The 14,543-nt window shown below is 44.2% G+C and carries 10 protein-coding genes; 8 read left to right on the forward strand and 2 right to left on the reverse strand.

Annotated elements, in window-relative coordinates:
• Positions 1–77: 77 nt before the first annotated feature.
• From radC to JMY05_RS09165, 3 genes are all read left to right on the forward strand, one after another.
• Positions 78–761, forward strand: a complete 684-nt coding sequence (gene radC, locus JMY05_RS09155; RefSeq protein ID WP_045444006.1) for a RadC family protein — start codon at positions 78–80, stop codon at positions 759–761.
• Between the two features lie 349 nt (positions 762–1,110).
• Positions 1,111–4,056: an acyl-CoA dehydrogenase gene (locus JMY05_RS09160; protein ID WP_201614883.1), complete on the forward strand. Its 2,946-nt coding sequence runs from the start codon at positions 1,111–1,113 to the stop codon at positions 4,054–4,056.
• 794 nt (positions 4,057–4,850) lie between these two features.
• The gene (locus JMY05_RS09165; RefSeq protein ID WP_045444003.1) at positions 4,851–6,227 is read left to right on the forward strand and encodes a dicarboxylate/amino acid:cation symporter; all 1,377 of its coding nucleotides are present in this window, start codon (positions 4,851–4,853) and stop codon (positions 6,225–6,227) included.
• Between the two features lie 111 nt (positions 6,228–6,338).
• On the opposite strand, the gene JMY05_RS09170 is transcribed toward JMY05_RS09165, so the two are convergent.
• Positions 6,339–7,094: a TSUP family transporter gene (locus tag JMY05_RS09170; protein WP_198330152.1), complete on the reverse strand. Its 756-nt coding sequence runs from the start codon at positions 7,092–7,094 to the stop codon at positions 6,339–6,341.
• A gap of 509 nt (positions 7,095–7,603) precedes the next feature.
• On the opposite strand from JMY05_RS09170, the gene nhaA reads away from it, so the two are divergent.
• The 3 genes from nhaA to JMY05_RS09185 all read left to right on the forward strand — a co-directional run bounded on the left by nhaA (position 7,604) and on the right by JMY05_RS09185 (position 10,967).
• A complete protein-coding gene (gene nhaA / locus JMY05_RS09175; protein WP_045444001.1) occupies positions 7,604–8,806 on the forward strand; it encodes a Na+/H+ antiporter NhaA in 1,203 nt (400 codons plus the stop codon).
• 149 nt (positions 8,807–8,955) lie between these two features.
• A complete protein-coding gene (locus tag JMY05_RS09180) occupies positions 8,956–9,540 on the forward strand; it encodes a DUF2799 domain-containing protein (protein WP_201614885.1) in 585 nt (194 codons plus the stop codon).
• Between the two features lie 62 nt (positions 9,541–9,602).
• Positions 9,603–10,967 (forward strand): oxygenase MpaB family protein, encoded by a 1,365-nt coding sequence (locus tag JMY05_RS09185; protein ID WP_045443999.1) that lies wholly within the window; start codon positions 9,603–9,605, stop codon positions 10,965–10,967.
• Positions 10,968–11,033: 66 nt separating this feature from the next.
• Here the strand turns inward: JMY05_RS09185 and JMY05_RS09190 are convergent, their stop codons facing one another.
• Complete coding sequence (locus tag JMY05_RS09190) at positions 11,034–11,768, reverse strand: NUDIX hydrolase (protein WP_109591867.1); 735 nt, start codon at positions 11,766–11,768, stop codon at positions 11,034–11,036.
• Between the two features lie 591 nt (positions 11,769–12,359).
• On the opposite strand from JMY05_RS09190, the gene JMY05_RS09195 reads away from it, so the two are divergent.
• Together JMY05_RS09195 and JMY05_RS09200 are read left to right on the forward strand one after the other, a co-directional pair.
• On the forward strand, positions 12,360–12,923 hold the full coding sequence (locus JMY05_RS09195) for an NUDIX hydrolase (protein WP_045443995.1): 564 nt from the start codon (positions 12,360–12,362) through the stop codon (positions 12,921–12,923).
• Between the two features lie 191 nt (positions 12,924–13,114).
• Positions 13,115–14,443, forward strand: coding sequence for a serine hydrolase domain-containing protein (locus JMY05_RS09200; protein ID WP_045443993.1), 1,329 nt, complete (start codon positions 13,115–13,117; stop codon positions 14,441–14,443).
• The last annotated feature ends 100 nt before the right edge of the window (positions 14,444–14,543 follow it).

Here is a 14,543-nt window from a genome sequence, read left to right on the forward strand (position 1 = left end):
AATTATGAGATAAGTTGGGTAAGAATTTCCGTATTTACTCAATATATCTGGCAGCAATCCATTCTCAAGGAGTGACAATGGCGATTAAAGACTGGCATGAAGATGATAGACCACGTGAAAAACTACTGAAATTTGGCGCAGCTTATTTATCTGATGCCGAGATATTAGCGATATTTCTGCGCACAGGTACGCAGTCACAGTCAGCTATCGAGTTGGCGCGTCATTTGATCGAGCAATTTGGTAGCTTGGCAGAATTATTGGCAGCGCCGCAAGAGACTGTACTGGCTTGTCATGGTATTGGTCCTGCCAAATACGCGCAGATATTGGCCTCACTTGAGATGGGTACGCGTTATTTGGACAGTCAGCTCAAAACTGGTCACGCACTTGGGCGCTCGCAAATGGTCAAAGACTATATCAGTACTCAGCTGCGCGGGGAGCATCGCGAAGTCTTTGCGGTACTTTGCTTAGACAATGCGTTAAATCTCATTAATTTTGAGATACTGTTTACTGGCGGCATCTCCTCTTGCTCCGTCTGTATCAAACACGTTCTGCGTCATGCTTTGAGTCACGCCGCCAGCCAACTCATCGTCGCACACAATCATCCACATACCGATGCGACCCCTTCAACGGCAGACAATTTATTAACTTACGAGCTAAAGAAAGCCTGCGATTTAATCGATTTATCCTTGGTAGACCACATCATTGTTGGACGCAATGAGACATTATCTTATGCCGAAAGCGGCTTAGCGCCTTTTGGATAATCGATAACGACTGTTATTTTTGCCTATATGAGAAAATCTTGATACATATAATCGACACAGCGTAGCATTTTAGCTATTGATAGTTATCGGCAACTGTTTCATATTGATGGCTAAATTTGTCTTTTATTTGTCTGTCACTGATTAGACAGTTATCAAAGCCACTTTTGTAAAATACTCAACAAATTAAAATTGATTATAAAATATGCTACAAAATCCATAACGGCTCATTGGTTTAATTTGGTCAACAGACCTCTAAACATCAGCAAAAACAACAACAAGATTTATTCAAATACTTTAATACACACACATTTTTCGCGCTTTTGGTTTAGCGTTATAAAAGGAGACAGTCATGGCAATTGGCTTATTTATTTTGGCAATCATTATTCAATTAGCCATGGTTTTGGCCATCTTTTTATTGTCCCTATCACGAGTCACAGGCAGTATCGTTGCCCTAGTTACCGTCCTTGTCACCACCTTTATCAGTCCTTGGTCGCTCATTTTGGGCATACCAATCGCTTTACTTTGCATCGTTTTGCTCGTCGCCCCTATTCGTCAGTCACTGATTGCCAGACCTGTTTACAAGACTTTGGGCGGGGCAATGCCGAGCATGAGCGATACCGAGCGCGAAGCACTCGATGCGGGTACCAGCTGGTGGGAAAAAGAGCTGTTTATGGGCAATCCCGACTGGGACACTTTTGCTCAATATCCCTATCCAGAGCTGTCGGCAGAAGAGCAAAGCTTTATTGATAATGAAGTAGAAGTACTTTGCGCCATGCTTGATGAATGGAAAATTCAGCATGAAGACAAAGAGCTGTCGCCTGAAGCGTGGCAATTTATCAAAGCCAATGGATTTTTAGGCTTAATCATTCCAAAAGAGTTTGGCGGTTTAGATTTTAGCTCTTATGCACAAAGCCGTATCATGAGTAAAATCGCTTCGCGCTCGCCTACCGCTGCGGTTACCTGTATGGTGCCAAACTCGCTCGGCCCTGGTGAGCTGTTGATGCATTACGGTACAGACGCGCAAAAACAGCGTTGGCTACCCGGTCTTGCCAAAGGTGACGAGGTGCCTTGCTTTGGTTTGACTGGCCCAGAAGCAGGTTCCGATGCTGGTGCGATTCCAGATACAGGGGTGGTTTGTTATGGTGCGCATGAGGGCGAGCAAGTGCTCGGTTTGCGTATGAACTTTTCTAAGCGCTGGATTACCCTCGCACCTATCGCCACGGTCGTGGGTTTAGCATTCAAGATGCACGATCCTGAAGGTTTGCTAGGCAATCCTGATAAGACCGATTACGGTATCACTTGTGCGCTCGTTCCTGCCAGCCATGAAGGCGTTATCATAGGACCACGCCATAATCCAATTGGCTCGCCATTTATGAATGGTACAGTCGATGGTAAAGACGTCTTTATTCCACTAGATTACATCATTGGCGGCGTCGAAAATGCGGGTCGCGGTTGGCGTATGCTGATGGAGTGCTTGGGCGTTGGTCGCGGCATCTCTTTACCAGCTTTATCAACCTCAGCCAGTGAAATGACATATCTGTCTGTCGGTGCTTTTGCCAAAGTACGCGAACAGTTTAAAATCTCTGTTGGCAAGTTTGAAGGCGTCCAAGACGCTACCAGCCGCATGGCCAGTAACACTTATATGCTAGAGGCATTTCGTCACCTCGTCACCTGCGGTCTGAACCAAGGCGGTACACCATCAGTGATGACAGCAATGGCAAAATACTATGCGACTGAAACCATGCGCAGTGTGGTCAATGACGGTATGGATGTGGTTGGTGGTCGCGCGGTGCAGATGGGTCCACGTAACTTTTTGGCCACCCCTTATCAGGCAATTCCAGTATCTATCACGGTTGAAGGCGCAAATATCTTGACGCGCTCACTCATGATATTTGGTCAAGGCGCGATGCGTTGCCATCCTTATCTCTTTGATGAGCTGCAATTGCTGCAAAGCGAAAATAAAGAAAGCGCACTCAAACAGTTCGACACACTGTTTTTTAAACATTTGGGTTATACCTTTAATCGCGGCGCAAAGGCATTTGTCGCAGGTTATGTCGGTGGCAGTAATCATGCACCAAGCTTTGCGGACAGCTTTACTCGTCCCTACTACAAACACATCAACCGCCTGAGCGCAAGCTTTGCCTTAACGGCTGACATGGCATTAGGGTTGCTCGCTGGTGACTTAAAACGTAAAGAGATGCTGTCTGGACGCTTAGCTGATATTCATAGCCATTTATTCATTAGCACTGCTATTTTGCAGTTTTATGAGCATGGTACTAAATCAGCGTCCGAACGCTTGCATGCTGAAGTTGCCTTACAAAATAGCTTATATACCATTCAAGAAGCTTTCGAAGCCTTTTTTGCAAACTTCCCTAATCGTATGGCGGCCAGTTTGGTCAGTTTTGTGACTTTCCCCAGCGGCTCTATCTTTACGCCGCCAAGCGATGAGCTCAAACGCAAGCTGGGCGATGCTTTTATGGATGACTTTGAAGCCAATCCGTTTCGTGATTATCTTAAAACCATGGTCTATTATAATACTGAAGCCGATGATGTCACTGGACGTATGGAACACGCTTATCAAACGTTACTTAGCATCGAGCCATTATGGCAGAGGTTTAAAAAGGCTGAACACAAGGACAGTTTTGAAGGGCTTACTTTTGAGGATCATGTGGTATATGCCAGCCAAAACGGCGATATTACCGAAGAAGAAGCTGAAGTGCTTATTCAGTATAACGCCATACGCTTTGACTCATTATTGACCGATGTGTTCGATAAACATTTATTGCATGCCCAAGAGCGCACCAATCCACACAGCCTTGATAATGCCGTACAGCAATTAACGGACTATGCACAATTGAAAAATGACGCGCAAGCCAGAAACGGCATTGCGACAAACATGACAGCTGAAAATGATATCGACTCTAATGATTTGGGTACGCCCGTCAGTACAGACAAACCAACTGGCGATGCCAATCCCAATCATGGTTATGAGAGTGACGGTGACGTAGAAATGGTCAAAGAGCAAGATACCGTTGAGGAGGTACGTGCACAGACCGACTTTGATGAGTCTGAGCCTGAGGTGGAAGCACTAGATCATCGCCACCGTGATGCAGAGTCACACTTAAGCGAACGCATGAGTAACAACCATCGTCTGAATCAACATAATGCTGACGACCTAGAGCGTTCTGAAATATCTGAAGATGCAGAAAATGTGAAGAATGATATAGACAAACCTGCCGCTACTGATCCTAAATGGCAGGATGGTCTACGCCGTGATGAAAGTGACAAAGTCTAAAATCAAAAGCTTTGATAATTCTTAAAATGACAAGCTTTGAAATAATAGGCTTTGAAATAACAAGCTTTGAAATAACAAGGCACAAAAGAATCAGGCTTAAAATATTTAAAAAACAATAGATGTTAAGGCTGCTAGAAGCCTTGCACGATACATTCTGATCATTCACTTAGAAAAGACTGCCCCATTTGAGCAGTCTTTTTTTAGTTATGAATCGCCATTTTTAACCATTAAGGCGTGTTTGATGATTCAACCATGGCACTGACAGAGACTGCTTTTTAGGCAGCTCAACATTAAAAACAGTCAGCTTAGTCATTCTAAGCGTCTACTTTTAACAATGAAATGGCAAAAAACAGCCCTGTCTCCCTCTCTTAATATTGGAAATAATACTAAATTCTCCCAGCTCCATATAAAAAATATGTTATAAAACTAATTCAGGCATGAGCATTATCCTCATTTTATGCTTTGTCTGGAACAGTTTTAGCGATCAGCAGTATCTATTTTTGAATGTTCAACATGCGCTAATATTGGTCAATATGCCTTGTTATTTACCTACTTTACTCGCGAAAAATTCGGCGCAGACAACTTAACTATTGATTTATATTACCTTAGTCATAAAAAAACGTTGCAGTATCCTTAACAATTATTTTATATTGTGCCCCGAAAACGTGACACTAAGTGGAAGTTGAAAGAATTTAATAGACGTAGCAAGAGCGGTGATAATAATGGCAACAATCACATTGATGTGAGCAGCCTATCTATTCGCTACTGGGGCACGTACACAAAGGATATAAGTTATGTGGAAAAATATGGGACTGACCGGCAAGATTATTGTCGCTATGGTACTCGGTATCATACTGGGATTGTTTATAAACTATTCAGGACTGAACGCTGAAGGCGGTTTCATTCATACGTACATTACCAATGGCTTCCTCGCCATTGTCGGCAAGCTATTTGTCAACTCGCTCAAAATGCTAGTCGTGCCTTTGGTGCTGATCTCACTGATTTGCGGTGTTTGCGGTATTGGGGATATTCGTTTGCTTGGTCGCATCGGCACCAAGACATTTCTTATTTATATGATGACAACAGCTCTGGCTATCGCAACAGCAATTGGCCTTGGCGTGCTATTTGGTATCGGTAAAGGCATGAATATCGAAACCGAAGCGGCATTTGAAGCAGCATCAGCGCCGCCGCTGCTAGATGTTTTCTCTAATATTATCCCATCAAACCCCATCAGCGCGATGGCAAATGGTGATATGTTATCGATTATTTTCTTTGCTATTTTGATCGGTGTTAGTATCTTGATGGTGGGTAAACCTGCCAAAGGCTTAGTGCAGAGCTTAGAATTAATCAATGAAGTCATCTTAAAAATGGTGACCATCATTATGAATCTTGCACCTTATGGTGTATTTGCGCTATTGACCAAAGCAATGGCAGAGCTGGGTTTAGACTTGATTTGGTCACTGCTCGGTTATGTGGCGGTATTGGTCGGCTCATTGGCATTCCATTTCTTTGTCACTATGATGATTGTACTCAAAGTCTCTTCAGGCTTATCCATCAAAACCTTTTTGGCAAAAATGCGTGAAGTTCAGATTTTTGCTTTTAGTACGTCAAGCTCGAACGCGACGATTCCTATTACCTTGCGTACGGTCACCAAGCGCATGGGCGTTAATAACTCAGTTGCCTCATTTACAGTGCCTTTCGGTGCGACCATCAACATGGATGGTACCGCCATCATGCAAGGTACGGCGACCATTTTCATTGCCAATATTTATGGTATTGACTTGGGCGTGACTGAGTATCTGACTGTCATTCTAATGTCCGTTTTGGCTTCCGTCGGTACCGCTGGTGTACCAGGTGTTGGTCTGATTATGCTATCAATGGTATTTGCCCAAGTCGGTCTACCTATCGAAGGTATCGGTCTTATCTTAGGTGTGGATCGTATCCTTGATATGTTACGTACCGCAGTGAACGTCGGTGGCGATGCTGCTGTGACGGCTATTGTGGCAAAATCAGAAGGCAAAATGGATTTGGCTATTTATAACGATCCTAACGCTGGTGCAAAAGACGTGTTTGATGGTCACATTGATGAAGACAATGAGCGTGAATTCTCTGAAGTCTTTAGTGATGGGATCATGGGCAGTGAGTACGATGATATCGATCGTCGCCGCTAGGCACTCGCATTGAATAGATTTTGATAATTTATTCACGATACATAAAAAACCTCAGTCATATTGGCTGAGGTTTTTTTGCTTTACTAAATACATTCACTTAATGAAAAGCAATCAACCAAAAACGTATTTGGTTATCATCGCCAAGCATACCACTACAATCATCGGACGAATCAGCTTACTACCGCCCTTGACCACCATATGAGAGCCAAAATACGCGCCTATCGTTTGTCCCACCATCATGGCAAGCCCTACTTTCCACAAGACATTACCGCCCAAAATAAAGAATATTAACGAGCCAATATTGGTCGATAGATTCAATACCTTTGCTGCCCCTGTCGCTTCGATAATTTGCCGACCGCGCAACGCCACGTTGCCGAGCGCAAAAAACATCCCTGTGCCTGGTCCAATATAACCATCATAAAAACCAATTAATGGTGCAACCACTTTTTGCCATTTGCCTTCTGAGATACGCGGCGCAGCTTCTACTTCGCCAAGTCGAGGCGCAAACAAGGTATAAATCCCGATAGCCGCAATCAAAAACGGAATCAGTGTCTCAAGCAGATCCGGCGGCGACATCTGTACAGCGATAGTGCCGAGAACAGAACCGATAAAAGCGCCAACAATAGCTACTTTGATACGTTGCGGTTTGACCACCCCTTTTCTAATCATCGTAATAGAGGCTGCTAGCGCACCTGAAGCGGCTTGTAGCTTATTGGTACCGAGCGTTAGCACTGGTGGAATATTGGCAAGTAACATGGCGGGGATGGTCAATAAACCGCCACCACCAGCGATAGCATCAATAAAGCCTGCCAACGCTGCCACAGCGGTAAGCATTAATATAACCTCTAACGAAAGCGATAAGTCCATGACGCTGACCTGTAAATTTTATGATGGAAAATGAGTAAGTTCTAAAACTGGCTTTAAGAACTGGCTTTAAGAACGGGAAATAAAATATTAGTAGCAATGTTGTTATCAAATTTGCTATTCATGAGCTGCTAGTACTGCTGATATGTATTAAAGCTGTGACAGAACATCACAAAATGCCAATCATTATAAAGATAAAACGCTAAAAAAAGCCAAAAACGTAAAAAAGTCTGCTAGATTTGTCTAACGGCTTAATAAGTATCTAAAATAAACAGCGATTGATTAAAAGTATGTAACGACTTATCACGCTTTTGTCTGCTCTATCGACTTTATAATATCGCTATTATTAATGTGACAAGCGGCACTTATAACTTTTGGTTGACGTATTTTGTTGTCTATATCAATAAGAGTATGAGAAACTGTTGCTGTCTATCATGTCTTTATGAGTCGTGTCATAGATATTTGAGGTTATTGGATTAATTTGTAATTCGTGTTTAGCAAATGAGGATGATATGGCAATACGCAGGATTAAAGCATTTTTTGAATTTGAGGCAGCGGGCGGTATCGTCCTAGCATTGGCTGCCATTGCTGCAATGATTATTGCCAACTCTCCTCTTAATGTGTGGTACGAGGGCTTTATTCACGCACCCGTTGCCATTCAAATCGGTGAGTTCGCTATCGCTAAAGACGCTCATCACTGGATCAATGACGGTTTGATGGCGATTTTCTTTTTCTTAGTGGGACTTGAGCTAAAGCGTGAAGTGTTGATCGGTGAGCTGTCTAACGTTAAGCAAATCATCCTGCCAGCTGGTGCGGCACTCGGTGGCATGATCATGCCAGCGATTGTCTATCTGCTTTTTAACTATAACGAGCCTGAGTTTTGGAAAGGATGGGCAATTCCAGCCGCGACCGATATTGCTTTTGCCCTAGGTATTTTGAGCTTATTAGGCAACCGCGTTCCCAATTCTTTAAAAGTGTTTTTAGTATCTATCGCTATCTTCGATGATATTGGCGCCATTTTAATCATCGCTTTATTTTATACCAGTGATTTGTCATTAGAGTCATTGGCAGTGGCAGGTCTATGTCTACCCTTCTTATACCTTCTTAATCGTCGCAACGTCACCAGCATCACGCCTTATCTGCTGATCGGTGTGATCATGTGGATAGCAGTCCTCAAATCAGGGATTCATGCTACCTTGGCTGGCGTGGTCTTAGCACTATTTATTCCTATGTTTGACCGTACTGATCCTGAGCACTCACCACTAGAAGAGCTAGAGCACGATCTACATAACACCGTTGCCTTCGGTATCTTGCCATTATTCGCATTTGCCAACTCAGGCATATCCCTCAAAGGTGCAGGCTTCGCTGAGCTGTTCCATTCGGTACCGCTTGGTATTGCGGCTGGTCTATTCATCGGTAAGCAACTGGGCGTGATGATCATGTGCTGGTTAATCTTTAAGCTTGGTATCTCAACCATGCCAAGAGGCATGAATTATAAGCAGATTTACGGTGCAGCCTTACTCTGTGGTGTTGGTTTTACCATGAGTCTGTTCATTGGCGGTCTGGCATTTGCTGGTGAAACAGCCTTATTTGATGAGCGCTTAGGTATTATTATGGGCTCAATCGTCTCTGGTATCGCAGGTTACCTCATGCTCAAAGTCAGCTTGAAAGACAATGTAAGCGGCACCTCAGTCGATCTGACTCGCCCTCATTAATAAGAAGATAAGCCATTTAAAGGCGATTTAGCTTATCAGTGGCTTATTATTTTATAGTTCACGTACTTTGGCAGCCGAGCATGGTTCATTAAAAGTATTTTTCATTAGCCATATCAGCACTTGCATCAATAGCCATAGAAGAGATAATCATGCGACAGTTTGTACCGCGGCCTTCGTTAAGCTTAGCGCTCCTTGGTAGCATTGTTTTACTATCAAGCTGTGCCACGCTCTCTAAGCAGGAGTGCCTCGTTGGTGACTGGCAGGCTATTGGCTACAACGATGGCGTGGCAGGTTACCAATCAGATCGCCTTGCATCACATGCCAAAGCCTGTGCCAAGGCCAGTGTTGCCCCCAACTATCTGGCATGGGAGCGCGGTCGCCAGCTGGGGCTTAAGCAATACTGCACGACTAGTAATGCTTACAATGTCGGTCGGCGCGGACGTCAGCTCAATAATGTCTGCCCCTTAACCTTGGTGAACACACTGCAAACTGCTAATCAAAAAGGCTTAGACTATTACGCCTTAGACAGTCAGTTAGACAAAGACAAGCGCCTCATAGAAGCCTACCAAGAAGAATTTGATAAGCTAGAAAGTGGGGCGATGTTAAACTTTGCTAATGAAAAAGAAGCACGCGCGCGCCTACTGTCATTAGCCGACGAGCTGCGCAAAGCCAAGCGCCGCATGAATACCACGCAAAGACAATTAGAAGCTTTAAACCAGTCAAATAGCTATTAATACTATTGGCCTTGTGAAATGATCTAATAGGAAAATATTTGGTAAGAAGGCATTTAATAAATATGGATTCAATCAACATAACTGATAAACAGACGGCTGATACTTTGAATCACCAACAACCCTCAATAAAACCTTATCAGCGTCACGGACGGACAACCGCGATTGATGACCATAGCGACTTGCAAGTATTAAAGCGCATCAAGCGTTATTTATTGCCAAAAGACTTCGTTATCTCGCAAGATTTATTAAATGAAATAGTCGCGGGCTACGATATTGGCGATTCACTAGCAGATACGTTGGCCGCTGACGGCATTCGTTTTGCCAAGCCCCTACAGCAATTTATTATTAGTGATAGCAGCAATAACTTCGACGCGGATCTCACAAATAACCCTGCATTTAACGCCTTAACCGAGCAATTTAGCAGTCATCCTACTTGGTTCGATCCCAAGCTTGCCCAAATCGGTGCGATTGCCTATCGACGCTATCCGCTGATGCTGATTTGGCTACTACGTAATGTCGCCTTGATGGCAGGCTACAGCATTCCTGCCCTCTCCCTGCCGCTCATTCAGACAGGCGCATTGATGCACGATGCCCTACCGCGCCTGATGCGTACTTACGCTTATATCCTAGCCGTCTCTGAACATCCCCCATTACATAAGCCAAATACAAGCGCCCATAATCAACGTCAGTCTATCGAGCAAGTATTGGCGATTGGCTCAGAAGGTTGGCGGCAATCAATCAAGGTGCGGCAAATTCATACCTTAGTACGGCAAAACTTGCTCAAAGGTAAAGGCAATGCTGCTATAGGCGTTATACCAAATGCCGACCAACATCACAACCCAGATGGCAGCTGGAATACTAATTATTGGGGTCTTCCTATCAATCAAACCGATATGATTGCTACTCATTTGCAGTTTTCATTGTTGATTATGCGCGGGTTACGGCTACTTGGCGCACGCATCAGCACTGAAGAAGCAGCAGGTATTCTGCATCTATGGAATCTTGCCAGTTATTGGATGGGTGTTGACTTAGATCGCCTGCCAAAAGATGAAACCGCCTGTTGGGAATGGCTTTATACCTATCTGTCGATTCAGCAACTTGATTTTAAAATGGGGCAACCATTAGCCAAGGCTCTGCATGATTTGCCGCGTCAGCTGATGGGCGAAGACAATCGGCGGGGGCGTTTCGTTGAGATGGTCAATGCTAGCGTGACCCGTACTTTGGTCGGCGATGATATCGGCGATGGACTGGATTTGCCAAAATCAAAAATCCGCTTTGGTGTCTTATCATCGGTGCCGATTCTCTTTGCCCTTGATACGGCACGCCAACACAATCAAAGTATGGCTGAAAAATTAGAAGCCTTCCGCGCCAAACGCCAAGATAATATGAACTGGTGGCTAAAGAAAAACGACGAATATTATAAGTAAGTAATTATAAATAAAGCATAGTAGATAAAAAAATGAATAATGATTAGACGTCAGTCGCCTTACGGATTAATTGCGCGTATTTTGGATACGATAATACCACTCAAGCTGGCGATCAAAGCCTGTTTCTAACAAGCTGGCAATGACTCGTCCTGTCAGACCCCAAACCGTTTCACCATCCACTTGCCAGCTAGGCGTGAGAATGGTCGCGATCTTATCTTGCATTGCATATTCTACCGCATACTCGACAGTAGGCTGAGTCAGCAAGGTTTCAAAATCTGCCCAAAAAATGCGCGAGATTTCGCCAAGCTCAGGTACCAATAATAAATCTGGTGCAATCAGTGCCACAATAGGACGCACACTCATACCGCTTTTAGAGGTTTGAATGGGCAATTGACCAATTAGCTGGACTTTATTAGGTGGTAGTGCCGTCTCTTCACAGGCTTCACGCAAAGCGGTGACGACATTATTACCGTCGCCTGCGTCATGTTTACCACCAACGCAAGAGACCTCGCCAGCATGGCTGTTCATGTGCGCAGCGCGGCGTGTCAGTAGCAGTTTTGGATGGCGTTCATGGGTAATGGCAACCAATACCGAGGCATCGGCAATGGGTGTTTGATACAAGCTATCTAGAATGCGAGTGCTACGAGAAGTGCTAGCCTCATACAACGCAGGACTGGTGACGGCATTTAAGGTCTCATGCTGCACCCGTTCCGCCAACGTTCTAATGGTGGGATAACGAATAAAGTCCGGCACAGCGACTGAAAACTCATCAAAACGTAGCGACTGCGGGGGAAGTAACATGATTATTGCCCTATATTTTTATTAGAATTAAGCATCGGATGGTGGAGCTTATCTCTCGCAATGTGTACAACGCTTGCGCCAGTGTTATTGCTACGCGTATCGCATCTACATGCTGGCCTCCATTCATTCATCGTCATGCTTGGCGACGTAAAGTGGCATTTTTTAATACCCCCTACTCTGATAAATGCGCGCGCTTTGCTGGTTGCCCTTACTTAGAGCAACACCAGTCGCGGCAGCCATTACTCTTGTTATTGGTAAAGCTATCATTCAATAGTTAGCGTGAGTCTAGCCTAGCGCAATCTTATCGTGACTGCATATACTTTATGTGACTGTCCTGCTCTGCCTGCTGATACATTCATTAATAGCAACCGTAGCCGTAAGCAGTTGCGCAAACCTATGTGCTTGTTATTATCACTGCCAGTGTGATGAGAATTTGTGTTATCTTAGGATTAACAGCTATGATCACCTAACATCTGATAAGCTAAAGTCATACTATTTTATAAAATAAGAATCATAATTTTTCAAAGAACGACAATCCTTTTTCTCATTTCTATTTATCATGTAGATTTATCATTAAATAAGGCAGTTGATATGCGCTATTGTTTACAATGCGGTCATGAAGCGGAACGCAAAATACCAGCCACGGATAATATCCCACGCTTGGTATGCCCCAATTGCCACTATATTCACTATGAAAATCCAAAAGTGATTTGTGGCTCACTCGTTGTGCATAAGCATCGGGTACTGCTATGTCGCCGCGCGATCGAGCCACAGTATGGCTTATGGACACTACCAGCTGGCTTTATGGAAAATGGCGAAACCATGGCAGAAGGGGCCGCTCGTGAAAGTTTTGAAGAAGCAGAAGCGGTCGTCGTCAATCCGCATTTATATTGCCTATATGATATTCCTGATATCGGGCAAATCTATAGTATCTATATCACTGAGCTAAAAGACGGCGCTTATGGCATCGGCTCTGAAAGTCTTGATTGTGCGTTATTTACCGAAGAAGATATTCCATGGGACAAACTTGCCTTTGAAGCGGTACGTCGTACCCTAAAAAGTTACTTTGCTGACCGCAAGCAATACGATAATCATGAAAATTTCCCTATTCATCAAGATATCATCGGTAAAGACCAAGCGATCAAGCGCTACTAGCCCTAAGCATATAAAGAATAGAGTTATAAAGAATAGAGTTATAAAGAATAACCTTATAAAAAATTGACTGCTTTACAAAAGTGGTTGGTAAAAACCATTGATAAGTCTTATGCTAAGTTTTGAATATAGCCACTTATCAATGGTTTTTTATTGTCTGAAGTTAATCATTTAAGCCGACTTGCGAGAATATTATGCTGACTTTATTGCAACGCTCTTTACCTCTATTACCGCTGACCATCGCCATGACTCTAACCAGTATAAGTATCACCAGCCATGCGGAAGATGCACGGTTAACCGCCAAACAATCCGACCCACAAACGCTTGGCTGGATGCAAGGTTTTCCGCCGCCTGCCGATAAACTGATTACTCAACCCTCCTCTAATTTTTTTAGTTTTCCCAAGCTGCGCTGGACGGTCTGTCATATCCGTGAATTGATGCCCACCACTGACGTCAGTCGCGGTATCGGCGCGCCTTCCAAGCTCAGCTATGCGTTAGACAAAAACATCGATGCCATCACTTTTATGCCTACTAACAGTAAGCGCCCAATGACGTGGAAGCAATCACTGGATGCCAATTATACTGACGGCATTATGGTCATGCATCATGGCAAGGTGGTATACGAGCGCCAAAACGGCTGCCTCAATGAGCTGGGCAATCATGCGGCGATGTCGATGACCAAATCAATGACTGGGCTGTTAGCAGAAATCCTCGTAACCGAAGGTAAGCTTGACGATAAAGCTTTGGTGTCCTCTATCATTCCAGAGCTCAAGAACAGTGGCTTTGGTGATGCAACCGTACGCCAAGTCATGGACATGACCACAGCGCTCGATTATAGCGAAGACTATGCTGATCCTAATGCCGATATCTGGAAGTATTCAGAAGCGGCAAGCCCACTACCAAAACCGAAAGACTATAAAGGACCCAATGGTTACTTTGAATACCTGCAAACAGTTAAGAAGAATGGCGAACATGGGGAAGCATTCAACTATCGCACCATCAATAGCGACGCGCTAGGTTGGATTATTTCGCGTACGACTGGTAAAGCGGTGAATGAATTACTCTCGGAACGCATCTGGCAAAAAATCGGCGCTGAACAAAGCGCCTATATGACGGTCGATGCTAAAGGTACGCCGTTTGCCGGCGGCGGTCTTAGTGCAGGTTTGCATGATATGGCACGCATTGGTAGCTTGATGCTCAATAAAGGCGAGATTAATGGTGAGCGCTTATTCCCAGCTGCAGTCGTTGATAATATTGAAGCGGGTGGCGATAAAGAGGCTTTTGCGAAAGCCGATTATAAGCAGCTGACGAACGGTAGCTATACAAGCATGTGGTGGTTATTTAATAACCCCACGCCCATCTATGCGGCACGCGGCGTCCACGGTCAAACTGTCTATGTGGATCCAGCAGCGGACATGGTCATCGTCCGTTTTTCCTCATATCCTGAAGCCAGTAATGGTAAAATTGACCCGACTTCTTTACCTGCCTATAAAGCAGTCGCCAATTACTTAATCAAAAAGTAAGCCTGTAAAAAACCAGTCTCTAAGAAATAGCGCTTTAAAAGACTCGCCCAAAATAAAAACCGCCGCTTTCAATATAAATACTGAAAGCGGCGGTTTTTTA

This window comes from Psychrobacter sp. JCM 18902, assembly GCF_904846615.1.
Classification (GTDB): Bacteria; Pseudomonadota; Gammaproteobacteria; order Pseudomonadales; family Moraxellaceae; genus Psychrobacter.

Excerpts from the sequence above, each read along its gene's own strand:
- radC (WP_045444006.1), top strand. The coding sequence starts at position 78 with ATGGCGATTAAAGACTGGCATGAAGATGATAGACCACGTGAAAAACTA.
- JMY05_RS09160 (WP_201614883.1), top strand. The coding sequence starts at position 1,111 with ATGGCAATTGGCTTATTTATTTTGGCAATCATTATTCAATTAGCCATG.
- JMY05_RS09165 (WP_045444003.1), top strand. The coding sequence starts at position 4,851 with ATGTGGAAAAATATGGGACTGACCGGCAAGATTATTGTCGCTATGGTA.
- JMY05_RS09170 (WP_198330152.1), bottom strand. The coding sequence starts at position 7,094 with ATGGACTTATCGCTTTCGTTAGAGGTTATATTAATGCTTACCGCTGTG.
- nhaA (WP_045444001.1), top strand. The coding sequence starts at position 7,604 with ATGGCAATACGCAGGATTAAAGCATTTTTTGAATTTGAGGCAGCGGGC.
- JMY05_RS09180 (WP_201614885.1), top strand. The coding sequence starts at position 8,956 with ATGCGACAGTTTGTACCGCGGCCTTCGTTAAGCTTAGCGCTCCTTGGT.
- JMY05_RS09185 (WP_045443999.1), top strand. The coding sequence starts at position 9,603 with ATGGATTCAATCAACATAACTGATAAACAGACGGCTGATACTTTGAAT.
- JMY05_RS09190 (WP_109591867.1), bottom strand. The coding sequence starts at position 11,768 with ATGTTACTTCCCCCGCAGTCGCTACGTTTTGATGAGTTTTCAGTCGCT.
- JMY05_RS09195 (WP_045443995.1), top strand. The coding sequence starts at position 12,360 with ATGCGCTATTGTTTACAATGCGGTCATGAAGCGGAACGCAAAATACCA.
- JMY05_RS09200 (WP_045443993.1), top strand. The coding sequence starts at position 13,115 with ATGCTGACTTTATTGCAACGCTCTTTACCTCTATTACCGCTGACCATC.